This is a genomic window from Pseudomonas sp. B22(2017), from assembly GCF_002113105.1.
GTDB lineage: Bacteria > Pseudomonadota > Gammaproteobacteria > Pseudomonadales > Pseudomonadaceae > Aquipseudomonas > Aquipseudomonas asiatica.
On the sequence record NZ_NEJN01000007.1, the window covers coordinates 197,692 to 220,890 of the forward strand.

Sequence of the window (23,199 nt, forward strand, 5' to 3'; positions counted from 1 at the left end):
GGTAGGGGATAATGCAAGTTAAGCGATTTTTCGCCGCCGATATGCGTCAGGCCATGAAGCTGGTCCGTGATGAGCTGGGCGCCGATGCCGCCATCATCGGCAACCGTCGCATCGCCGGCGGTGTCGAGCTGACGGCCGCGCTGGACTACAAGCTGTCCGCCCTGGCTCCACGTGTGCCCAACGCCGAACTGGAAGAAGAGCTGCGCAAGACCCATACGCGCATCGCCACTGCCCAGGCCGAGCTGGGCCACCGCCAGGATAGCAGCGACAACAACCGCCAATTGTTCGCCGGGCAGTCGCTGACCGCCGCCGAGCCGTTGATCGAACCGCATGTCGATGTTCCCGAGGCTGCTGCAGCGCCTGCGTCGGCGCCGGTCGACCCGCGCCTGTTCGATGCCATGCGCTCCGAGCTGTCGGGCCTGCGCGAGCTCCTGGAAGTGCAGCTCGGCTCGCTGGCCTGGAACCAGCTGCAAGGCAGCAAGCCGCAGCAGGCCACCGTCTGGCGCCGGCTGCAGCGTATCGGCCTGTCCGGGCCGATCGCCCGTGAGCTGCTGGACCTGACTGCCGAGATCGACGAGCCACGCCAGGCCTGGCGCATGTTGCTTGCGCATCTGGCGCGGATGATCGAAATCCCCGAGGTCGAGCCGATCGAAGAGGGTGGGGTGATTGCCATGGTCGGCCCGGCCGGCATGGGCAAGACCACCACCCTGGCCAAGCTGGCCGCCCGCTACGTGCTCAAGTACGGCGCGCAGAACCTGGCGCTGGTGAGCATGGACAGCTTCCGCATTGGCGCCCAGGAGCAGCTCAAGACCCTGGGCCGCATCCTCAACGTGCCGGTGACCTACGTCGACCCGGGCCAGTCGCTTGCTGCGGCGCTGGAGCCGCTGCTGCGCAAGCGCGTGGTGCTGATCGATACCGCCGGCCTGCAGGCCAGCGACCCGGCCCTGCGCATGCAACTGGATACCCTGGCCGGGCGTGGCATTGCCGCGAAGAACTACCTGGTGCTGGCCACCACCAGCCAGAAGCAGGTGCTGACCGCCGCCTACCACAGCTACAAGCGCTGCGGCCTGGCCGGTTGCATCCTGACCAAACTCGATGAAACGGCGAGCCTTGGCGACGTGCTGAGCCTTGCCATCAGTCATGAACTGCCAGTGGCCTACCTGACCGACGGGCCGCGCATTCCTGACGACCTGCACCTGCCTCGGGGGCACCAGTTGGTCTCCCGCGCGGTCAATGTGCAGCAGCAGGACGAGCCCAGCGAAGAGGCCATGGCCGATATGTTCGCTGATCTCTATCACAACCCACGGCGAGCGGGTTGATGATGAAATGTGTGCAAGGTAGCTATGCCAAGGGGTACGCAGAATTGCCCTACGTGTGGCCTGAGTCCCAGCGAGACAAGGTAAAGAACAGACATGGGTAGCATGCATCCCGTACAGGTGATCGCCGTGACCGGTGGCAAAGGTGGCGTCGGCAAGACTAACGTTTCAGTGAACCTGTCCCTGGCGCTGGCCGAGCTTGGCCGCAGGGTCATGCTGCTCGACGCCGACCTGGGCCTGGCCAATGTCGACGTGCTGCTGGGCCTTACCCCCAAGCGGACCCTGGCCGATGTCATCGAAGGGCGCTGCGAGCTGCGCGACGTGATGTTGCAGGGCCCCGGTGGTGTGCGCATCGTGCCGGCTGCCTCGGGCACGCAGAGCATGGTGCACCTGGCCCCGGCCCAGCATGCCGGGCTGATCCAGGCGTTCAGCGAAATCGGCGACAACCTCGACGTGCTGGTGATCGACACTGCGGCCGGTATCGGTGATTCGGTGGTCAGCTTCGTCCGCGCCGCCCAGGAAGTGCTGCTGGTGGTATGCGATGAACCCACCTCGATCACCGATGCCTACGCCCTGATCAAGCTGCTCAATCGCGACTACGGCATGAACCGTTTCCGCGTGCTGGCCAACATGGCGCAGAGCCCGCAGGAAGGCCGTAACCTGTTCGCCAAGCTGACCAAGGTCACCGACCGTTTCCTCGACGTTGCCCTGCAGTATGTGGGCGCTGTGCCGTATGACGAGTGTGTGCGCAAGGCGGTGCAGAAGCAGCGTGCCGTGTACGAAGCCTTCCCACGCTCCAAATGCGCGCTGGCCTTCAAGGCGATAGCCCAGAAGGTCGACAGCTGGCCGCTGCCGGCCAACCCGCGTGGCCATCTGGAGTTCTTTGTCGAGCGTCTGGTGCAACCCACCAGCGCGGGTCCAGTGCTATGAACGCCAGCGGTTTCAAGATGTACAGCCGAGCGTCGAAAGACGCCCAGTACGAGCTGATCGAACGCTACGCCCCGCTGGTCAAGCGCATCGCCTACCACCTGCTGGCGCGGCTGCCGGCCAACGTGCAGGTCGAGGACCTGATCCAGGCCGGCATGATCGGCCTGCTGGAAGTGGCCAACAAGTACGACGCCAGCAAGGGCGCCAGCTTTGAAACCTACGCCGGCATCCGCATCCGCGGGGCCATGCTGGACGAAGTGCGCAAGGGCGATTGGGCACCGCGTTCGGTGCACCGCAACACCCGCATGGTCAGCGACGCGATGCGTGCGGTTGAAGCCAGAACCGGCCGTGACGCTAAAGATCATGAAGTTGCTGCCGAACTCCAATTGAGTCTCGATGATTACTACGGGATCTTGAACGATACCCTGGGCAGCCGCCTGTTCAGCTTCGACGACCTGTTGCAGGACGGCGAGCACGAAGGGCTGCATGAGGATGGCGCCAGTGGCCAGGTAGAACCTGCGCGCGGCCTGGAGGACGAGCGCTTCCAGGCCGCCCTGACCGAGGCCATCTCCAACCTGCCGGAGCGTGAGCGCCTGGTGCTGGCGCTGTACTACGACGAAGAGCTGAACCTCAAGGAAATCGGTGAGGTGCTGGGGGTCAGCGAGTCGCGGGTCAGCCAGTTGCACAGCCAGTGTGCCGCGCGCCTGCGCAGCCGCCTGGGGGAATGGCGGGCGCGTTGAGCCCGCTGTCGTTGCAGTCGTTTTCTACGTTGTACCGAATTGTGAATGCGCGCTCGGGGCCGAGCGCGTTTGAGACTGCTTGGAGGTCTACTTGAACAAAGACATGAAAATCCTCATCGTTGACGACTTTTCGACGATGCGGCGGATCATCAAGAACCTGTTGCGTGACCTGGGCTTCACCAACACCGAAGAAGCCGATGACGGCACCACGGCGCTGCCGATGCTGGAGAACGGCCACTACGACTTCCTGGTGACCGACTGGAACATGCCTGGCATGTCCGGCATCGACCTGCTGCGCAAGGTGCGTGCCCACGATCGCCTGAAAACCATGCCGGTGCTGATGGTGACCGCCGAAGCCAAGCGCGACCAGATCATCGAAGCGGCCCAGGCCGGCGTCAATGGCTACGTGGTCAAGCCGTTCACCGCCCAGGTGCTCAAAGAAAAGATCGAGAAGATCTTCGAACGCGTCAACGGCTGAGTCACGTCAGGGGGCGCGCCATGGATTCATCACAAACGTCTTTGGGCGAGTTCGAATCGACCCTGAAGAAGCATGCCCAGGAGCTGGTCGAAAGCCTGGAGCGGGGCCGTTTCGGCGAGGCGGTGCAGCTGATTCACGAGCTGAACCAGACCCGCGACCGCGGCCTGTACCAGGAAGTCGGCAAGCTGACCCGCGAGCTGCACAGTGCCATTGTCAGTTTCCAGATCGACCCGACCATGCCGCAGGCCGAGGAGGTGTCGCAGATAACCGACGCCACCGAGCGCCTGTCGTATGTCGTCAGGCTCACCGAGGGCGCGGCCAATCGCACCATGGACCTGGTCGAGGAAAGCACCCCGGTGCTCAACGACCTGGCCAGCGAGGCCCAGGCACTGAGCACCGACTGGCAGCGTTTCATGCGCCGCGAAGTGGCTGCGCCGGAGTTCCGTGACCTGGTCAAGCGCGTCGACAGTTTCCTGACGCACAGCGCCGAAGGTAACCGCAAGGTCGCCGGCCACCTCAACGACATTCTGCTGGCCCAGGACTATCAGGACCTGACCGGCCAGGTGATCAAGCGCGTCACCACGTTGGTCACCGAGGTGGAAAGCAACCTGCTCAAACTGGTACTGATGGCCAGCCAGGTCGACCGCTTTGCGGGCATCCAGCATGACCACGATCAACTGCGTGCAGAAAAAGATCGAGAAAAACATCCGACTCGGGGTGAAGGTCCGCAGATTCATGCCGATAAGCGTGAAGACGTCGTGTCCGGTCAGGACGATGTCGATGATCTGCTGTCCAGCCTGGGTTTTTAAGGAGCACGTTTGATGAGCTTCGGCGCCGATGAAGAAATCCTCCAGGATTTCCTGGTAGAAGCCGGCGAAATTCTTGAGCAACTGTCCGAGCAACTGGTCGAGCTGGAAAGCCGGCCCGACGATGCCGACCTGCTCAATGCGATCTTTCGCGGTTTCCACACTGTAAAAGGGGGCGCCGGCTTCCTTCAGCTGAACGAGCTGGTGGAGTGCTGCCATATCGCCGAGAACGTGTTCGACGTCCTGCGCAAAGGTGAGCGCCGGGTCGACGCGGAACTGATGGATGTGGTGCTCGAGGCACTGGACACGGTCAACAGCATGTTTGGCCAGGTGCGCGAGCGCGCCGAAGTGACCCCGGCTACCCCCGAGCTTTTGGCGGCGCTGTCGCGCCTGGCCGAGCCGGGGGGCGCCGTGGCCGTTGAAGCGCCTGCCGCCGCGGCACCGGCACCGGTTGCCGAAGCGCCTGCCGAGGAGCAGGACATCACCGACAGCGAGTTCGAACAGCTGCTCGATTCGCTCGATGCGGTCAAGGCGCAAGCTGCGGCCGACGAGCAGATGCAGGGCGAGACCGTGAGCGGTGAAGGTGACGAAATCACCGACGCCGAGTTCGAGTCGCTGCTCGACCAGTTGCACGGCAAAGGCCAGTTCAGCGCCGAAGTTGCCGCGCAGCCGGTTGCCGGCGCGCCGGAACCGGCCAGCGACGAAATTACCGACGCCGAATTCGAATCGCTGCTGGACCAGTTGCATGGCAAGGGCACCTTCCAGGCCGATGCCTTGCCCGCTGCCAAGGCGCTGGCGCCTGCTGCAACTGACACCAGTGCAGCCAGCGATGAAATCAGCGAGCACGAGTTCGAGGCGCTGCTGGACCAGTTGCACGGCAAAGGCAAGTTCGGCGGCGACGTGGCCGCCGTCGAAGCCCCGGCTGCAACCAAGGTGCAAGCGCCAGCTGCGGCCAAGGCCGACAGCCAGCCTGTGGCCAAGCCAGCAGCAGCTACTGCTCCGGCACCGGCGCCGGCGCCTGCCAGCAAACCTGCCGCAGCACCCCGCGCCCCGGCCCCGGCCGCCGACAAGCATGGCGCCAGCGAAGCGGAAACCACCGTGCGGGTCGATACCGCGCGCCTGGACGAGATCATGAACATGGTCGGCGAGCTGGTGCTGGTGCGTAACCGTCTGGTGCGCCTGGGCCTTAACAGCGGTGACGAGGCCATGTCCAAGGCCGTGTCCAACCTCGACGTGGTTACCGCCGACCTGCAGACCGCGGTGATGAAAACCCGCATGCAGCCGATCAAGAAAGTCTTCGGCCGCTTCCCGCGCCTGGTGCGCGACCTGGCCCGCCAGCTCAAGAAAGAAATCAACCTGGAGCTGGTCGGCGAAGAGACCGACCTCGACAAGAACCTGGTCGAGGCCCTGGCCGACCCGTTGGTGCACCTGGTGCGCAATGCCGTCGACCATGGCGTGGAGATGCCCGAGGAGCGTGAAGCCTCCGGCAAGGCGCGTACCGGCCGCGTGGTGCTGTCGGCCGAGCAGGAAGGCGACCACATCCTGCTGTCGATCTCCGACGACGGCAAGGGCATGGACCCCAACATCCTGCGCGCCAAGGCCGTGGAAAAGGGCCTGATGGACAAGGATGCCGCCGATCGCCTGAGCGAGTCGGACTGCTACAACCTGATCTTCGCCCCAGGCTTCTCGACCAAGACCGAGATTTCCGACGTGTCCGGCCGCGGTGTGGGCATGGACGTGGTGAAGACCAAGATCTCCCAGCTCAACGGCTCGATCAACATCTTCTCGGCCAAGGGCCAAGGCTCGAAGATCGTCATCAAGGTGCCGCTGACCCTGGCGATCATGCCCACCCTGATGGTGATGCTGGGCAACCAGGCGTTTGCCTTCCCGCTGGTCAACGTCAACGAGATCTTCCACCTCGACCTGTCGCGCACCAACGTGGTCGACGGCCAGGAAGTGGTGATCGTACGCGACAAGGCGCTGCCGCTGTTCTATCTCAAGCGCTGGCTGGTCCAGGGCCAGGTGCACGAAGAGCAGCACGAGGGCCACGTGGTGATCCTGTCGGTCGGCACCCAGCGCATCGGCTTTGTCGTCGATCAACTGGTTGGCCAGGAAGAAGTGGTAATCAAGCCGCTGGGCAAGATGCTGCAGGGCACCCCGGGCATGTCCGGGGCCACCATCACCGGCGACGGTCGCATCGCGTTGATTCTCGACGTCCCGAGCATGCTCAAGCGTTACGCCGCGCGGCGTATTTGATTTCGGTGGCGCACCCTGGCGGGTTGCGCCGCCTAATGGAGTGTTTATGGCAGTCAAGGTCCTGGTGGTGGATGATTCCGGTTTCTTCCGCCGCCGCGTCTCGGAAATCCTCTCGGCGGATCCGACGATCCAGGTAGTGGGTACCGCGACCAACGGCAAGGAAGCAATCGACCAGGCGCTGGCGCTGAAGCCCGATGTCATCACCATGGACTACGAAATGCCCATGATGGACGGCATCACCGCGGTGCGGCACATCATGCAGCGCTGCCCGACGCCGGTGTTGATGTTCTCGTCGCTGACCCATGAAGGCGCCCGTGTCACCCTCGATGCGCTGGATGCCGGTGCGGTGGATTACCTGCCGAAGAACTTCGAGGACATCTCGCGCAACCCCGACAAGGTCAAGCAACTGCTGTGCGAGAAGGTGCATACCATTTCCCGCAGCAACCGCCGTTTTGGCAGCTACGCCAGCCATGCGCCGGTTGCCGCACCCGTACCCGCGCCGGCAGGCAGCGGTCACGCTGCTGCCAGCAGTTTCGCCAGCCCGGCAGCGGCGCGCACGCCTGCGCCTGCCCGTGCAGCGACCCCGGCAGCGGCGCCAGCGCATTCGCCGGCACCCAAGCGCAAGCCATACAAACTGGTGGCCATCGGTACCTCCACGGGCGGCCCGGTCGCCCTGCAGCGGGTGCTGACCCAGCTGCCGGCCAACTTCCCGGCGCCGATCGTACTGATCCAGCACATGCCAGCGGCGTTCACCAAGGCCTTTGCCGAGCGCCTGGACAAGCTGTGCCGCATCAGCGTCAAGGAAGCCGAGGACGGCGACATGCTGCGCCCGGGCCTGGCCCTGCTGGCCCCAGGTGGCAAGCAGATGATGATCGACGGCCGTGGCGCGGTGAAAATCCTGCCCGGTGACGAGCGTCTGAACTACAAACCGTGCGTGGACATCACCTTCGGCTCGGCGGCCAAGTCGTATGGCGACAAGGTGCTGTCGGTGGTGCTTACCGGCATGGGTGCCGATGGTCGTGAAGGGGCGCGCCTGCTCAAGCAGGGCGGCAGCACGGTCTGGGCCCAGGATGAAGCCAGCTGCGTGATCTATGGCATGCCCATGGCCATCGTCAAGGCCAACCTTGCCGACGCGGTGTACAGCCTGGACGAAATCGGCAAGCACCTGGTGGAGGCGTGCGTCTGATGGACGTGCTCAGCCTGATCGGCCTGATCCTCGCGTTTGTCGCCATCGTCGGTGGCAACTTCCTCGAAGGCGGCCATGTCGGCGCCCTGGTCAATGGCCCGGCGGCACTGATCGTGCTGGGCGGCACCCTGGCGGCGGCCTTGCTGCAGTCGCCGCTTTCGTCGTTCAAGCGCGCCTTGCAGATTCTGCGCTGGATCCTGTTTCCGCCACGGGTAGACCTGGCGGGCGGGATCGACCGCGTCGTCAACTGGAGCCTGACCGCGCGCAAGGAAGGCCTGCTGGGCCTGGAAGGGGTGGCCGACAGCGAGCCTGACCCTTATGCGCGCAAGGGCCTGCAGTTGCTGGTGGATGGTGCCGAGCCGGAGGCCATCCGCAGCATCCTCGAAGTCGACTTCCTGACCCAGGAAAGCCGTGATATCCAGGCAGCCAAGGTGTTCGAGAGCATGGGCGGCTACGCGCCGACCATCGGCATCATCGGTGCAGTGATGGGCCTGATTCACGTGATGGGCAACCTGGCCGACCCGTCGCAGTTGGGCAACGGCATTGCCGTGGCCTTTGTCGCGACCATCTACGGCGTGGCCAGCGCCAACCTGGTGCTGCTGCCGATCGCCAGCAAGCTCAAGGCCATCGTCATGCGCCAGTCGCGCTACCGCGAGATGCTGCTAGAGGGCCTGCTGTCGATCGCCGAGGGTGAGAACCCGCGCTCGATCGAGCTGAAGCTGCAAGGCTTCATGGAGTAACCCATGCGTCGCCGTCGTCATACCGAGGAACACGAAAACCACGAACGCTGGCTGGTGTCCTACGCCGACTTCATCACCTTGCTGTTCGCCTTTTTCGTGGTGATGTATTCCATTTCCTCGATCAACGAGGGCAAGTACAAGGTCATTTCCCAGGCCTTGCTCGGGGTGTTCAACGACCCCGAGCGCAGCATGAAGCCGATCCCCATCGGTGAGGAGCGGCCGCTGAGCGTGCGTCCGGCCGAGCCGTTGGTGAAGGACAGCGAGCAGACCGATGCGGGCCTTGGGGCGACCAGTATCGACCCGCTGAAAACCATCAGCGATGACGTGCGCGATGCCTTTGGCGACCTGATCAAGAGCGACCAGATGACTGTGCGCGGCAATGAACTGTGGATCGAGATCGAGCTCAATTCCTCGTTGCTGTTCGGCAGTGGCGATGCCATGCCCAGCGACAAGGCGTTTGCGATCATCGAGAAGGTGGCCGGCATTCTCAAACCGTTCGCCAACCCGGTGCACGTCGAAGGCTTTACCGACAACCTGCCAATCCGCACTGCGCAGTACCCGACCAACTGGGAGCTGTCTTCGGCTCGGGCGGCAAGCATCGTGCGCCTGCTGGCCATGGAAGGGGTCAACCCGGCACGCATGGCCTCGGTCGGCTATGGCGAGTACCAGCCGGTTGCCAGCAACGACACTGCCGAAGGCCGTGCGCGCAATCGCCGCGTGGTGCTGGTGATTTCGCGCAACCTCGAAGTACGCCGCAGCCTGACTGGCTCGGGCAGTGCCAATGCCACGCCGGATGCTGCATTGCGCCGGGCTGGCACACAAAGTGCACCGGCAACGCCAGCAACGGTGGCGGGGCAGTGATTCGTCAATTCCCCGACGCTGCCAAGTAGTTGAATGTAGCGCGGTCCTCTGTGGGAGCGGGTTCACCCGCGAAGAAGGTGACACGGTGCATGGCACCGGCTGCGCCGGTGTTCGCGGGTAAACCCGCTCCCACACTGATCGCGCCAGCTTTCCGATGTTGAGCAAGACAGTTGCCCCAGCAGTGTCCCTGCCAAATCAATAGATAGAGTTTGCTTGATGAGAGTCTGGGCAGTAGCCAATCAAAAAGGTGGCGTCGGCAAGACCACCACTACCATCGCCCTGGCCGGCCTGCTGGCCGAGGCCGGCAAGCGCGTGGTCGTCGTTGACCTCGACCCGCACGGCTCGATGACCAGCTATTTCGGGCACAACCCCGATGCCCTGGAGCACAGCTGCTACGACCTGTTCCTGCACAAGGGCGCGGTGCCCGAGGGCCTGCCCGGGCAACTGCTGCTGCCTACCAGTGACGAACGCATCTCACTGTTGCCGTCGAGTACCGCGCTGGCGGTGCTGGAGCGCCAGTCACCGGGGCAGAACGGCCTGGGCCTGGTGATCGCCAAGAGTCTGGCGCAGCTGTGGCAGGATTTCGACTATGCCCTGATCGACAGCCCACCCTTGCTCGGTGTGCTGATGGTCAATGCCCTGGCAGCCAGCCAGCAGCTGGTGATTCCGGTGCAAACCGAATTTCTCGCGGTAAAGGGCCTGGAGCGCATGGTCGGGACCTTGGCCATGGTCAACCGCTCGCGCAAGCAGGCGCTGCCGTACCAGATCGTGCCGACCTTGTTCGACCGCCGCACCCAGGCCTCGCTGGCCACGCTCAAGCTGCTGCGTGACACCTACGGCCAGCATGTGTGGCAGGGCTATATCCCGGTGGATACGCGCCTGCGCGATGCCAGCCGCAAGGGCGTCACGCCCTCGCAATTTGACAGCAAGAGCCGCGGGCTGGTTGCCTACAGGGCGCTGCTCAAGCACCTGCTGACCTACAAGACTGCGGCGCAGGTGGCCTGATGACCCAGACCCGGCAAACCAGTACCCGGCCACAGATGGCCCTGCAGTCGTACCTCGACGGCCTGCTGCAGGACGCCACCGAAGCCGAAGACTTGTTCGAGGCGCCAGCGGCGGCGGACGAGTTCGCCGAAGCGGTGCGCGAAGAGCAGGCGCATGATGCCTTGCAGCAAGCCAGGCCGGCGTCAGCCGAAGCAACCGTCAGCCCCGCACCACGGCCGTTCGCCGAGCCCAGGCTGGCGGTGCTGCCACAGGTGATGCCGGTGGAGGCACCGGTAGTGACGGTGGTCGAGCGCGAGGTGGTGGCCGAGGCCAGCATCCCGATGCTGGTCGAGGAGCAGACCGTGGAGCCGGCAGTGCCGCTGGTGGACGTACACCTGCCGGCGCCGCAGGTACCCGTGCCCCCGGCCACGGTCGATGGCCGCCCGGCCTGGGCCGCCGAGCCGTTCGAATGCCTGCTGTTCGACGTGGCGGGCCTGACCCTGGCGGTGCCGCTGGTGTGCCTGGGCTCGATCTACACCCTGGCCGGCCAGGAACTGACACCACTATTCGGCCAGCCGGATTGGTTTCTCGGCATCCTGACCTGCCAGGCCGGCAACCTGAAGGTGCTGGACACCGCGCGCTGGGTGATGCCCGATCGCTACCGCGATGATTTTCGCCAGGGCCTGCAGTACGTGATTTCCGTGCAGGGCTACGAATGGGGGCTGGCCGTACACCAGGTCAGCCGCTCGCTGCGCCTGGACCCGTCCGAGATCAAGTGGCGCAGCCAGCGTGGCCAGCGTCCGTGGCTGGCCGGCACGGTTATTGAACACATGTGTGCGCTGCTCGACGTCGCTGCACTGGCCGAGCTGATCGCCAGTGGTGCGGTCAAGCAGATGCACGCCAAACAGAAATGACACCGAACACACCGCCTGTGGCGGATTTTGAGGGTAGGGGAATGAAAAAGTCGTCTGCACAAGGTTCCGAAGATCCGATCCTGCAGTGGGTTACCTTCCGTCTGGACAATGAGTCCTACGGCATCAACGTGATGCAGGTGCAGGAAGTGTTGCGCTACACCGAGATCGCCCCGGTGCCGGGTGCACCAAGCTACGTGCTGGGCATCATCAACCTGCGCGGCAACGTGGTGACCGTGATCGACACCCGCCAGCGCTTTGGCCTTATGCCGACTGAAGTCACCGACAACACCCGTATCGTCATCATCGAGGCCGACAAGCAAGTGGTCGGTATCCTGGTCGACAGCGTGGCCGAGGTGGTCTACCTGCGCCAGTCCGAGATCGAGACCGCGCCGAACGTGGGTAACGAAGAGTCGGCCAAGTTCATCCAGGGCGTGTGCAACAAGAACGGCGAACTGCTGATCCTGGTCGAACTGGACAAGATGATGACCGAGGAAGAGTGGTCCGAGCTGGAGAACATCTGAGTTGATCCTAGAGGTTGCTGTCATCTTCCTGGCGCTGGTCTGGGCGCTGAGCCTGTGGTTTTTCCTCAACTACAGCAAGCGCCAGCGCGAGCTGGCTGCGCAGCAGGCAGCGGGTGACGCGCTGCGTGACCAGCGCATCAAGGACCTGGCCAAGCGCCTGGACGATTACCAGAACGGTACTGTGCGCATGGGCGAGGCGCTGCATGACTTGCGCGTGGCGGTTGCGCCGCTGCCCGACAAGATCCAGCAACTGGAGCAGCGCGACCCGCACAACGTCACCTTCACCCAAGCGGCCAAGCTGGTGGGCATGGGCGCCAGCGTGGCCGAGCTGACCGAAAGCTGCGGCCTGACCCAGGCCGAGGCAGAACTGATGAGCAAGCTGCATCGCGGCAACTGATTGCCATGAGTCTTGTGCGGCCCCAGGCACAGCGGCCGCGCAAGCCCGACCGGCCGTCAGTAACCCTGAGCGTTCCCTGCCATTGCGACCTCTTCCAGGGGTAGCAACCGCAGCTCTGCACGCCGTTGTGCTGCTTCATCCAGCAGCGCGTCGTAGTTCAGGGTGTGCATGTTTGTCAGGTCCGCCACCTGCCTGAAGGTGTAGAGCTCAGGTAGACGTTGGTCGATTACATGGTTGAGCACCGCGGGCCCGGTCAGCGTGTTGAGCCTTTCGGTATAGGCCTGGAATGCCGCCGCATGCTGCCGCGGCGGTTTGGGAGCCTCGTAGAACGCCTGGCCCTCCGGGGTGAGGTAACGGCCCAGGATCTCGTCCGAAATGGCGTTCAGCACCGGATTGCCGGCACGGCTGCCAATCATGCTGGTGTTGTAGCTGGTATACATGCCCAATTGCGCATTGCACACCGGGCTCCTCAACAGCAGCCCGTCGAGGGGCGTGGTGAGCGGTACGCTGTCGATCTTTGCCCGTAACTGCCCGGTTGCGTCCGGCTCGACCAGCAGATGGTCGTCAATATCCAGGTAGATGCCGCCTTCGCTATGCAGGATGCGGTAGCGCAAAATATCGGAGGCCGAGGAGAAGTTGCTGGCCACACCGCCATTTCCTTCCAGCGCAGCCTGGTACTGGTCGAAGTATTCACTTGCCGCGAATTGATGATAGAAAGTCTGCTGCTCCAGTACTGCAACCTTCAATCCCCTGTCGATGCGGGGCTGCAGCAGGGTCATGTTACGTTCGAATGCCTGAGGGTTGGCGTTGGAGAGGTAGAGTTTGAGCGTGAAATCGCTGTTGCGCAGTGCCTGCACGTTGTTGTCGAGCGCGGCCAGGTAATCACCGGCGATCGTCCTGTCACCCAGCCAGATGTGAAATACCTGCCTGGGGACGGGTATGCCTGGTGCAGTCCCCAGCGCATCGAGGTCGATGGGCAGCTGCAGATCGATACCCAGTGCCCGCAGCGTGCGCGAGCGCGATGCCGGGCTGATTTCCCGCAACGGGTCTGTATCGGGCAGCAGTCGGCTGATCGAGGGCTGCAGCGGATCGGCGCTGGCCACATAGTGCTGGGCGCCGCGTGTGCCGTTGGGGTACTTGAGCACGAAACTGTCCTGTCGGGCGTCGTAGTACAGCGGGTGTGGGCCATTCCCCGCATCGCCGATCAGTTCGTCACCTGTGCCGAATGCCTTGCGCCGCGTTACGCAGCGGGCAACGTGTGAGTCTGCGCCGGGCAAGGTGGTGGCTACTTGGTCACCCGCTACTGCCAAGTCCTGGAAATAGGGTGTCATCGCAGGCCCGGGCCAGCGTGGCGGCGAGACCGGGCTCAGCGGGTAGCCTATGCGGCCATTGAGCCTCACCGGTTTGATGAAGCCAATGGGGCGTTGGCCGAACAGCGCCTTGCTCGCCTTGACCCCGCGCGCCAGCCCCGGGGCTGCGTTCAGCAGGCCGAACACGGCCTGCTCCGCGCCTTCGAGCTGTTGGTTCACATCCTTGCCGTGCAGCGCCTGGTCCAGGCCTACTGTAAATTGGGCCACCCCGGCCACGGCAGCCAGGGGTAGCAGTCCGGGAACCACCAGCAGAAACGGTGTGGCCAGGTTCATGGTCAGGTAGAAATAGCTGCGCCATGCGGCCTTGGTCACTTCACTGTCGCGCGTGATCAGGAAGTCGGCGTCGGATTGGCTGCGTTGACGTTGTGCCACCGTCAATGCCTCGAACAGGTTGTATTCGATGCGTGGGCTGGAGGTTTCTGCCTTGTAGTTGATCAGGGTGTGCGGGTTCCAAACCCTGGCCAGGCGATACACGCTGGTTGCAGGCAGGATGATCTGGCGGGGCGGGAAATCGGCCATGCCCTGAAGTACCCGACGCAACCCCGAGCGGCCAATCCTGTCCGGAATATCGCAGGCCCTGAAGTGGGCAAGCAGGGCTGCCCGTTTGTCGGCGTCGCGGCACTGCCTGGCAAGCCACGCACGCATGGCGCCTGGGTTGGCGAACTCATGCAACGGCGCCGCATTGCCCGGTATGTACAGCAAGGTCAGGCGGCTGCGCATATCGCTCAGGCAGAGGATGTCGCTCGATGGGTAGCCATTGATGTTCAGCAGCCTGGCCTCTACCCCGTTGTCACTGAGGTTGGCGCCGTGGTGCCAGCGTTCCACGCCTGCCGCCCGCCACGCCAGGCTGCGCCCCTGTTCACTGAGGTTGCCCCGCAATGCCTGCCTGTTGCAGGCAGCGAGGAATGCGATGCACGCGCTGACGCTGTACTGGCTGGCGGCATGGGCCCAGAAGTCATCGAGCTGGCGTTTGAATACACCCTGGAAGTCGAGTTGCCAGATGAAGGACTGGAAGGTCGTGGCGTCGAACTGCACATAAGTGCTGGCGTCGTAGCGCATGGGTGCGGTCTGGCGGAAAAGGCCATGGAATTCGGTGTGCACATCGATGTCGTGGTCCAGGCCACTTCCTGGCAATTCATCGACGATCGTCACCTGGCCATTGCTGAAGGCCTGGGCCCAGGGCGCTCGACCGTGTGGCAGGGAAAGCTCTGGCAGTACACCTAGCAGGTCGACGGTGGCCGTCCCGCCTCTTAGCAGCAGCTGCGCGGTTTGCTCGGCAACCTTGGAGTAGCCGCTTTGCTGCCAGTTGCCAAGCAGCGCTTCGGTCAGGCTCATTTGTTGGACGATCTTGGCCAGCCAGCCCCGCTTGGAAACGAATTTGCAATGCAAGGTCACTGCAAGCGTGTTGTCGGGTTCCACGTCCAGCCGCTGCTGGCTGGCCCATTCGCGGATGGCTGCACTGGCACTGCGGTCAGGCCGAGGCACGGAACCCAGCATTGCCTTGACGTAGTCTTGGCCGGCTGCGCCGACCACAGGTTGGCGCGGGTTCATGTTCGGCTCCAGGAATGGTTGCCACCGACAGTGGCGAAGCGGTTCAGGGGCAGGAGCGTACGCACCGAATCGCGCATGCGTGGCAGATCGACGAATCGGTAGGCATTGATGCGCGGCATCCCATAAAGATTGGTGAGCTGGCGCAGGATGCGCAGGCTCGGCAGTTGCCGATCGACCACGTCGCTGAGCAGGGCAGGGCCGGTGAGGTAGCTCAGGCGGCTGGCATACTCATAGAAATTCCCCGGGTCTTCAGCCAGGCTGGGCTTGCTGTCGTAGAAGTCGCGATTGAGCTGGTAGCGTGCGTACATCTCTTCGGAAATGGCCTCCAGGGTGGGGTTGCCGGGGTGGCTGCCGATAAGGCTGGAGTTGTAGAGGCTGTTCATGCCCATCTTTTCATTGGACATGGGCGGTACCAGCAGCAGCCCATTGGCGTCCGTGCTCAAATCGACCTGATCGATGGGTTCACCGGCGGCACCTACCGATTGGCCGTCGATGATCAATGAGTATTCGCCTGGCGCGAGCAAGGTGTCATCGACATCCATGTACAGGCCACCTTCGTGGTGCAGCATCGGGTAGCGCAGCACATCGCATGCCGATGCATAGTTGCGGGCAACGCCGCCGTTGCCATCCAGGGCAGCGTCGTACTGCGCGTAGTACCTGCTTTGGCGGAAAGCCCTGAAGAAGGCCTGCTCTTCCAAGGGCAGCACCTGCAAACCCGGGGCATGACTGGCCAGCAGCTCCAGGTTTTCGGCATAGGCCTGCCGGGCAGTGCTGGAAAGGAACAACCGCATGCTGTATTCGCTACCTTGCAACCGCGCTGCGTTCTGGCCCAAGTTGGCCAGCAGCTCCGGGCCGATGATCTGGTCACCGACCCACAGGCAGGAGATGTGCTTGGGTATTGGCCAACTGCCTGGCGCTCTGGCCGGCACCTGTAGCGGCAATGGCAGGTCCACGCCCAGCGCCCGCAGGGTACGACTGCGCATCGCATGGGTAACCACGCGCCCTTGTGGCGCGGGGCGCAGGTTCCGGCTGCCGGGTACCGCCACGAAGCCGACAGGGTCGACCTGGTTCAGGTCTTCGGCCCGAATGAATACGTCCCGCTCCATGTCGTAGATCACCTTGGCGTTGTAGCCATCGATGTTCGCTGCCAGGGTGTCTGGCTCACCATCGTACTGGGGTGTACGAATGACGGCGTCGGCAACTGCCTGGTCAGCGTCCTCCAGTGGCTCTATCGGGTCGGTGATATGGAAGTAGCTTGCGCCCTCGGGCTCCGGGAAGCGCGGTGGCGAGAGCGGGCTCAGGGGGTAGCCGATCTGTTCATTCAGCCGCGTCGGCGGCGCGAAACCTTCGACCTTGAATTCGAACAACGCCTGGGCCCTTGCGGCAGCGCCTGCCGCCAGGGGCAAGGCGTTGAACAGGCCCCAGGTGATGTTGCCGATGCCTTCCTGCTGCTGCTGAAGTGACTTGCCGTTGATTGCCTGGTCGAGCCCCAGGCCAAGCTGGGCGATACCGCCGACGGCCAGCAGCGGCCCCAGGCCGGGTACTACCAGGCACAGTGGCGCTAGCAGGTTGAGCGTAGTGGCCAGGTAGCCACGCCACCTGGCCTTGATGACTTCGCTGTCAGCCGTGATCAGAAACGCGGCATCGTCGTAGCTGCGCTGACGCTGGCGCTCGGCCAGTGCCTGGAACAGGTCGCCCTTGATTTTGGGGTTGTACTTGGCTGGTCGATAATTGACATAGGTCTGCGGCGGCCAGGTGCCGTCGTCGTTGAAATAGCCGTGTTCGGGCGGCAGCAGGTGCCGTTCAGGGTAGGCGCCCAGCCCCTCCATGGCAGTGTCCAGGCCGCTGAAGTCGAGGCCTTGCGGACAATCTGCCAGGCGAAAGTGCTGTTTCAGGGCCTGGCGCCTGGTCGGGTCTTTGCATTGTTCACCGACCCAGGCCTTCAATTCTCGTTCGCTGCTGAACGTCAGCAACGGTGAGCTGTTGCCAGGTACGTACAGCACCGTCAGGTCGGTGGCGGGGTCGTTCAGGTACAGCAGGTCGGTCGCTGCATAGCCGTAGATGCTCAACGTGCTGCGTCGCAGCCTGTTGCGCCGTGGCATCAGCCCGGCCGCTTGCCAGACCAGTTGCCGTGCAGGTTCGCTGAGGCTGCCCTCGCTGACCTGTCTGTTGCAGGCTGCGATGAAGTTGAGCTTCAGCGCCAGCCTGTGACTGTGCAGATGGTCACGCCAGTAGACATCCAGCGCCGCCTTGAAAGGCTGCTGGAAGTCCAGGTTGTTGATGAACTGCTGGAAGGCTTCGGCGCTTACCGGCAAATGGGTGGAAGCGTCGTAGCGTTGCGCGGTAGTGCGCCGGAACAGTCCGTTGAATACCTCGAAGGGTGCCCCGTAGTGATTGAAGGCGGGGGCCGGGAGGGTGTCCACCAACCGTATCGGACCTGCGGGTAACGCACCGGCCCATGGTGCTTGCAGCAGCTTGCCGAACACGTCACTGGCCGACTCGCCCTGCCAGTTGCCCAGCAGTGCCTGGGTCAGGCTGGTGCGCTGGCTGATCGCGGCCAGCTGGCCACCTGCGCCATCCGAACAGTAGTGGAGGGTAACGACGTCGAGCTGGTCCGGGTCCAGGTCATGGCCTTGCTGCGCAAGCCATTGGCGGATGGCGCGGTTGGCCTCACGATCGGGGCGGGGCACATGGCCAAGGTGGTCTATAACGTAATGCGTGCCCATCACGTTGATGCGGGTCGAATGCATGGGGGGTATACCTTGCGCTGAGATGAGGTCGGCAAGGTTGAAACAGGGGCGCGGGAAAACGGTGGTAGATATTTCGGTACAGGACCTGACCGGTCTCATCGCACCTGGCCTCGGTCGCTGATGGCATTTTGCATGTATGTCACTATCCTTCCGTTTCCTGTCCGGTTCCCTTCTTACCCGGGGTCTTACTTAAACGTTTAAATCCCTGCCTGTACGCACAAGGGATTTACGCAATGAACACCCTCTCTTCAAAGCAGTTGGCCCCCGGCGAACCACAGTTGCAGTGGTTGCGCCAGGCTGACAGCCATACCGCGCCAGCCATCATGCAACTCATCAACAGCACGGTTGGCGATGGCGGTGTTCTGGGTTACGAGCACGAGATGTCTGCCGGGCAGAGCGTCGAATTCACGGCCTCGCTGCAAGAGCGCATCCGTGGCGGCGATACCCACGTCCTGCTCGGCCAGGCAATGGCAGGGCCGGCATGCCTGGTCATCCTTTCGCGCAGCAGCATGCCGAACTGCCGGCATATTGCCGACCTTAGCAAGGGCGTGGTGCATCCGGCCTATCGCGGGTCCGGCCTGGTGGCACGGGCTTTCTGCGAAGTCGTGCGCTTGTGCCAGGCCCAAGGTATCGAGCTGTTGACCCTGGATGTGCGCGAGGGCACTCGTGCACACCGGTTATGGCAATCCTTCGGGTTTCAGACCTACGGCGTGCTTGACGACTACGCGCGGGTCGATGGCGTGAAGCATCGCGGCCATTACATGGCCCAGACCGTGGAAAGCCTTGCGCTGCGACTCAACCTGCACTGAATTGCCCTTCATTGACCCCGCCTGCGGTCATCCCCGTCAACGGCAACTGCTCATTCACCCAAGGAACGCCCCAATGGCCTTATCTACTGCAGATTTTCGCGATCAGTTGGAGCAGAAGCTGCACCACCATCTGACCTTGTCCCACCCGATATTCGAGGAATTGCTTGCGCCTGAGGGCAACCGGCTGCTGCTGCGCAAGGTCGCGCTGCAAGGCTACCAGCTCACCAAGTATTTCCTGACTTATGTCGAGCACTTGTTCTTTCATTGCCCGCTGCCCGCCCACAAGCGGGCATTGATCACCAATTGCTTCGAAGAAGAAACCGGCCGGCTTTCGCGCACCGATAACCATGTCGTGCTCATGCAGAACTTCCTGCGGGCGCTGGGTATCACCGATGCCGAGCGTGATGCCGAGCAACCGCTGCCAGCCACCCGGGAGTTGATCGATTTCCGCCTGCAGGCGGTACGGGACCCGGCGCGTTATCACATTGGTGCAGCAGCAGTGATGATCGCCAGCGAGGGGCAGAACCTCGAGACCGTCGCTGGAGATGCACGGCACGTGTTGCTGGGGCGAGCCTATGGCCTGACCGAACAGGACCTGCTGTTCTTCTCGGTGCACCAGAAGGAAGACGTGGGCCACGTCAATGAAGGCTTGGACCTTGTCTCGCAGTTGTGCACCACCGCGCAGATGCAGGAAGAGGCGTTGCAGGCGGTAGACCACACCTGTCGGCTGTTCTACGCAATGTACGAAAACATGTACCAGGCCTATTGCCGAGTTCCGCAAGCCGAGGCGGTGTAATGCCCACACGATAAGGATTGGCCATGAAACAGAAATTCAGCTCTACCTTGATCGTCTCGGTGCTGGTAGTCGGCTTCGTGGTGATGTTTCTGTCCAGCGCATTGAAAGGGTTGTACCAAGTCTACTTCGTCGACCTGGCCTCGCACTTTGGCGAGGGGCGCGCAGCCTTGGCCACCGCAGGATCGCTGTTCGTCCTGACCATTGGCCTGGTGTCGCCCGTGGTGGGGTGGCTGAGCGACCGGGTTGGCCCCTTGAGCACGGTGGCCCTGGGCAGTCTCAGCGGCGGGGTGGTGCTGCTGGGCGTGACCTTCGCCGGCACGCACCTGCTGGTGTTCACCCTGGTGTATGGCCTGCTTGGAGCCTTTGCCCTTGCGGCGATGACCTATGTACCCATGGGTATTCTGGTCGATCGCCTGGTCGCCGAACGGTTCAAGGCCTTCGCTTTCGCATTCGTCACCAACGGCACGTCCATCGGCTTCATCGTGCTGTCGCCGTTGTGGATCATGCTGCAGCAGAGCGTGCCCTGGCAGTCGGTGTTCTCTTGGGTTGGCCTGATCTTCCTGGTGCCTTTGAGCCTGGCGCTGTATTGGGTATCCCGCACCGTGCTGCTGAAGCCCGACCCGCAGGCGGCAAAGGTCAGGCATCCGGTGATGTTTCTGCTGCGTGACCCGCGCTTCTTCGTGCTGGCGCTCAGTTTCGCCAGTTGTGGTGCCACCATGGCGTTCATCGATGTTCATCTGGTGTCGTTCTGGCAGGGTGAGGCGCTGCCCAGTTCGGTGCAGGCCAGCGGCCTGAGCCTGCTGGGTGTGCTGGAACTGGTCAGCGGCCTGCTGGCGGGTTGGTTGGCCACCCGCTACAACAAGGGCCTGCTGCTGATGATGTTCTACCTGCTGCGAACCGCTGCGGTCATCGTGCTGCTGACCACGCCCGGGCCCCTCGGAACGTACGTGTTCGCTGTGCTGTTTGGCGCCAGTTACCTCGGAACGGTGGTGCTCACGTCTGCCTTCTGCTTCGCGCTGTATGGCGCCGAAATCAAAGGCAAGGTGTTTGGGATGCTGTTCCTGGTACACCAACTTGGCGCCTTGGTAGCCACGCAGCTGGGCGCACTGGATTTCGACCGGCATCAAAGCTACCAGCTGACCTTGGCCGGCCTGGCCACGGCCACGGCGGTGGCTGCCCTGGCATCCTTGTGGCTGGTAGCGGTTCGCCCTTCAAGCGAAACCCTGGCCACTCAACTCGCCGAACCTGAATAGTCCACCGATCAATTGCGCATTGTTCAATGCAAACAAGGAGGCGCATAACCATGCAATCGACCGTGATTGGCCTGGATGATTTCAACGCAACTGATTTCAATGCAACCAGGGCGTTGCATGCTCACCGGGTCAGCGACCTGTCCGATGTGTTCTGTGAGCCGTTGGCCATGACGTCCGCCTATACCTTCGCTTCAGCCAAAGAGGCATGCGAGCGCTTCAGCGGCCAGCAGCAAGGCAATGTATACAGCCGGTTCACCAACCCGACCGTCCAAGCGTTTGAAAGCCGTGTGGCAGCGCTCGAACGCGCTGAAAGCGCAGTGGCGTTCGCTTCTGGTATGGGCGCTTTCACCGCGCTTTGTCACGCCTTTCTCCAGCAAGGCGACAACATCGTCTGCAGCCGGGACGTGTTCGGCACTACGGTCAATGCCTTCAGCTACTACATGGCCCGTTTCGGGATCGAGGCCCGATTCGTCGATTTGACAGACCTGGCGCAGTGGAAGTCAGCAATCGACGGCAGGACCCGCCTGGTGGTGTTGGAGTCGCCATCCAACCCGCTGCTGAAAATCGGTGATATCCGCGCCATAAGCTTGCTGGCACATGAAAAAGGGGCATTGCTGGTGGTGGACAACACCTTGCTGACCCCGGTTTTTCAGCGGCCACACACACTGGGAGCGGACCTGGTCATCCACTCCGCTGGCAAGTACATGGATGGCCAGGGGCGTGCATTGGCGGGCGTCGTGACCGGTTCGCAAAGCCTCCTGCAGGTGTTGCGGGGTGTTCTGCGTACCTTGGGCATTTCTTGCAGCCCGTTCAACGCCTGGCTGCTGCTCAAAAGCCTGGAAACCCTCGAAGTCAGAATGATGCGGGCGCAGGAGAGCGCCTTTGAGCTGGCACGCTGGCTTATGGATCAGGACCTGGTGACTGCAGTCCATTACACCGGCCTTGAACACCACCCCCAGCATGCATTGGCGTGCCGCCAGCAGGACGGCCATGGCGGGCTATTGGCTTTCGAGATCGTCGGGGGCCAGGCCGCAGCCTGGCAATGGATTGACGAACTGCGTTGTGTGGCGCGCTGTACCAACATCGGCGACACCCGCAGCATGGTCACGCATCCGGCCACAACCACACACGGGCGGTTGGACGCACAGGCACGCCAACAGGCGGGTATCACGGATGGTTTGATCAGGTTGTGTGTCGGCCTGGAGCGTGTTGACGATATCAAGGCCGACCTGCAACAGGCCTTCCAGGCCGTGTCCTCGCAAAGGTCCATGGCAGCGACGGCCGGCCGTGCCCGGAACGCGGTGTTCAATGGCTGAACTGCTCGCTTCAGGATTCGGCATCGGCGTGTTCGCCGTGGGGGTGCAGATCCTTGCATTGATCGCGGTATATGGCACGGCCTGCGCGAAGGAAGTGCGTTTTTATGCCGTGGCTTTTGTGCTGGCGAGTTGCGTGATGACAGGCATGGCGATGCTCGACCCGTTGGCATTCACCCAATGGCATGTCGATGGCCTGGCAGTAATGACGATGTGCGGCTGATGCCAGGCGCCGCCAATTTTCGATAACGGGTGAAGGTTCAACACCCGCTCATGACGTTCAGGGGTAACCAGATGTTCAAAGTAATGGCCATCAGCTTGGTGCTGGGCTGTGCGCTTCCGTTCGCAGCGGCCCGGGCTGAGGTCGCCGCCACCGATAGCGGCACCGTTGCCACTGTCAGCAAACGATTGGTTTCTTTCTATAGTCAGCCCCTGCCATCCGCCGGCAAGGCGATACCAATTCGGGTTCCGGCTGTATTGTCGCTGCCGGCCAACGCTGCGGGCCCGGTACCGGCGGTGATCATCCTGCATGGCTCGGCGGGCATGGATTCGCGCGGCCCGTTGCATGGCGGCGACCTCAATGCCCGCGGCATCGCTACGCTGGAGTTGGATATGTGGGGCGCGCGCAGGCTTGCGGGCGGTGCACAAGGGCGGCCACCACGTGTGCACGATACCCTGCCGGACCTGGCAGGCGCCCTGGCTTACCTGGCCAAGCAACCCGGTGTCGATGACAAACGCGTGGGCGTGCTCGGGTTTTCCTGGGGTGGCGTACAGGCCATGCTCGCCGCCTCTGCTCCCATCAATGACGAACTGGAGAAAGCCTCAGGCGTACGCCCCATCTCGATGGCCGCGTTCTACCCCGTGTGTTGGGGTTACAACCGTGTGCCAGGTTATACCTTCAAGCATCTGGCCCCGGCGCGCTTGCTGGTGCTGGTGGGCGAAAACGACCAGTACGACGATGACCCGCGTGCCTGTTCGTCGCTGATTTCAAACCTGCCCAGCGAAGACCAGGCGCGGGCGCAGGTGCTGGTGTACCCCGGCGCAGAGCACGGCTTCAATGGGTTGGAGGCTGCACAGGAGTATCAGGACCCGTTCCTGCACCGTGGCCAGGGAGGCGTGGGGCGTTCGGCACCTGACCCGGCAGCGCGTGACGCTTCGCGCCGGGCCGTGGTGGAGTTCTTCACCGAAAGCTTCGCCCCGACTGCGATAAGCGAGCGGTAGCAGCACAAAG

The 23,199-nt window shown here is 63.0% G+C and carries 21 protein-coding genes; 19 read left to right on the forward strand and 2 right to left on the reverse strand.

The window, feature by feature from the left end; all coding sequences use genetic code 11:
- The first annotated feature begins 11 nt into the window (after positions 1–11).
- The 13 genes from flhF to CAG18_RS16680 all read left to right on the forward strand — a co-directional run bounded on the left by flhF (position 12) and on the right by CAG18_RS16680 (position 12,126).
- The gene (gene flhF, locus CAG18_RS16615) at positions 12–1,319 is read left to right on the forward strand and encodes a flagellar biosynthesis protein FlhF (protein WP_015271206.1); all 1,308 of its coding nucleotides are present in this window, start codon (positions 12–14) and stop codon (positions 1,317–1,319) included.
- Between the two features lie 93 nt (positions 1,320–1,412).
- The gene (gene fleN / locus CAG18_RS16620) at positions 1,413–2,246 is read left to right on the forward strand and encodes a flagellar synthesis regulator FleN (RefSeq protein ID WP_003254408.1); all 834 of its coding nucleotides are present in this window, start codon (positions 1,413–1,415) and stop codon (positions 2,244–2,246) included.
- Positions 2,243–2,983 carry an RNA polymerase sigma factor FliA gene (gene fliA / locus CAG18_RS16625; protein ID WP_003257298.1) on the forward strand — a complete coding sequence of 247 codons (741 nt, stop codon included), beginning with the start codon at positions 2,243–2,245 and terminating at the stop codon, positions 2,981–2,983. The genes fleN and fliA overlap by 4 nt, the downstream gene beginning before the upstream one ends.
- Before the next feature lie 103 nt (positions 2,984–3,086).
- A complete protein-coding gene (locus CAG18_RS16630) occupies positions 3,087–3,461 on the forward strand; it encodes a chemotaxis response regulator CheY (RefSeq protein WP_161551427.1) in 375 nt (124 codons plus the stop codon).
- Between the two features lie 20 nt (positions 3,462–3,481).
- Positions 3,482–4,270 carry a protein phosphatase CheZ gene (locus CAG18_RS16635; RefSeq protein ID WP_015271204.1) on the forward strand — a complete coding sequence of 263 codons (789 nt, stop codon included), beginning with the start codon at positions 3,482–3,484 and terminating at the stop codon, positions 4,268–4,270.
- A gap of 12 nt (positions 4,271–4,282) precedes the next feature.
- The gene (locus CAG18_RS16640) at positions 4,283–6,523 is read left to right on the forward strand and encodes a chemotaxis protein CheA (RefSeq protein ID WP_085721208.1); all 2,241 of its coding nucleotides are present in this window, start codon (positions 4,283–4,285) and stop codon (positions 6,521–6,523) included.
- 46 nt (positions 6,524–6,569) lie between these two features.
- Positions 6,570–7,709 (forward strand): chemotaxis response regulator protein-glutamate methylesterase, encoded by a 1,140-nt coding sequence (locus tag CAG18_RS16645; RefSeq protein ID WP_085721209.1) that lies wholly within the window; start codon positions 6,570–6,572, stop codon positions 7,707–7,709.
- Positions 7,709–8,449, forward strand: coding sequence for a flagellar motor protein (locus CAG18_RS16650; RefSeq protein ID WP_003257303.1), 741 nt, complete (start codon positions 7,709–7,711; stop codon positions 8,447–8,449). Before CAG18_RS16645 ends, CAG18_RS16650 begins: the two co-directional genes overlap by 1 nt.
- A 3-nt stretch (positions 8,450–8,452) precedes the next feature.
- A complete protein-coding gene (gene motD, locus CAG18_RS16655) occupies positions 8,453–9,310 on the forward strand; it encodes a flagellar motor protein MotD (RefSeq protein WP_013973579.1) in 858 nt (285 codons plus the stop codon).
- A 216-nt stretch (positions 9,311–9,526) separates the two neighbouring features.
- Positions 9,527–10,315 carry a ParA family protein gene (locus CAG18_RS16665; protein WP_013973578.1) on the forward strand — a complete coding sequence of 263 codons (789 nt, stop codon included), beginning with the start codon at positions 9,527–9,529 and terminating at the stop codon, positions 10,313–10,315.
- Entirely contained in the window at positions 10,315–11,208 is an 894-nt protein-coding gene (locus CAG18_RS16670) for a CheW domain-containing protein (RefSeq protein ID WP_085721210.1), read from the forward strand. Before CAG18_RS16665 ends, CAG18_RS16670 begins: the two co-directional genes overlap by 1 nt.
- A 41-nt stretch (positions 11,209–11,249) precedes the next feature.
- Complete coding sequence (locus tag CAG18_RS16675; protein WP_003254393.1) at positions 11,250–11,729, forward strand: chemotaxis protein CheW; 480 nt, start codon at positions 11,250–11,252, stop codon at positions 11,727–11,729.
- A gap of 1 nt (position 11,730) precedes the next feature.
- A complete protein-coding gene (locus tag CAG18_RS16680) occupies positions 11,731–12,126 on the forward strand; it encodes a DUF2802 domain-containing protein (RefSeq protein ID WP_015271199.1) in 396 nt (131 codons plus the stop codon).
- Between the two features lie 56 nt (positions 12,127–12,182).
- Here CAG18_RS16680 and CAG18_RS16685 read toward each other — a convergent pair whose 3' ends face one another.
- Both CAG18_RS16685 and CAG18_RS16690 read right to left on the reverse strand, forming a co-directional pair.
- Positions 12,183–15,047 (reverse strand): dermonecrotic toxin domain-containing protein, encoded by a 2,865-nt coding sequence (locus CAG18_RS16685; protein ID WP_085721211.1) that lies wholly within the window; start codon positions 15,045–15,047, stop codon positions 12,183–12,185.
- Positions 15,044–17,797 carry a dermonecrotic toxin domain-containing protein gene (locus tag CAG18_RS16690; RefSeq protein ID WP_085721212.1) on the reverse strand — a complete coding sequence of 918 codons (2,754 nt, stop codon included), beginning with the start codon at positions 17,795–17,797 and terminating at the stop codon, positions 15,044–15,046. Before CAG18_RS16690 ends, CAG18_RS16685 begins: the two co-directional genes overlap by 4 nt.
- A gap of 233 nt (positions 17,798–18,030) precedes the next feature.
- Here CAG18_RS16690 and CAG18_RS16695 point away from each other — a divergent pair, with 233 nt between their 5' ends.
- The 6 genes from CAG18_RS16695 to CAG18_RS16720 all read left to right on the forward strand — a co-directional run bounded on the left by CAG18_RS16695 (position 18,031) and on the right by CAG18_RS16720 (position 23,189).
- Positions 18,031–18,606, forward strand: a complete 576-nt coding sequence (locus tag CAG18_RS16695; protein WP_085721213.1) for an N-acetyltransferase — start codon at positions 18,031–18,033, stop codon at positions 18,604–18,606.
- A gap of 73 nt (positions 18,607–18,679) precedes the next feature.
- A complete protein-coding gene (locus tag CAG18_RS16700; protein ID WP_085721214.1) occupies positions 18,680–19,402 on the forward strand; it encodes a TenA family transcriptional regulator in 723 nt (240 codons plus the stop codon).
- A 23-nt stretch (positions 19,403–19,425) separates the two neighbouring features.
- Positions 19,426–20,655: an MFS transporter gene (locus CAG18_RS16705; protein WP_085721215.1), complete on the forward strand. Its 1,230-nt coding sequence runs from the start codon at positions 19,426–19,428 to the stop codon at positions 20,653–20,655.
- A gap of 50 nt (positions 20,656–20,705) precedes the next feature.
- The gene (locus tag CAG18_RS16710; RefSeq protein ID WP_085721216.1) at positions 20,706–21,971 is read left to right on the forward strand and encodes an aminotransferase class I/II-fold pyridoxal phosphate-dependent enzyme; all 1,266 of its coding nucleotides are present in this window, start codon (positions 20,706–20,708) and stop codon (positions 21,969–21,971) included.
- Entirely contained in the window at positions 21,964–22,191 is a 228-nt protein-coding gene (locus CAG18_RS16715) for a hypothetical protein (RefSeq protein WP_015271192.1), read from the forward strand. Before CAG18_RS16710 ends, CAG18_RS16715 begins: the two co-directional genes overlap by 8 nt.
- 71 nt (positions 22,192–22,262) lie before the next feature.
- On the forward strand, positions 22,263–23,189 hold the full coding sequence (locus CAG18_RS16720; RefSeq protein ID WP_085721217.1) for a dienelactone hydrolase family protein: 927 nt from the start codon (positions 22,263–22,265) through the stop codon (positions 23,187–23,189).
- Positions 23,190–23,199 lie beyond the last annotated feature (10 nt).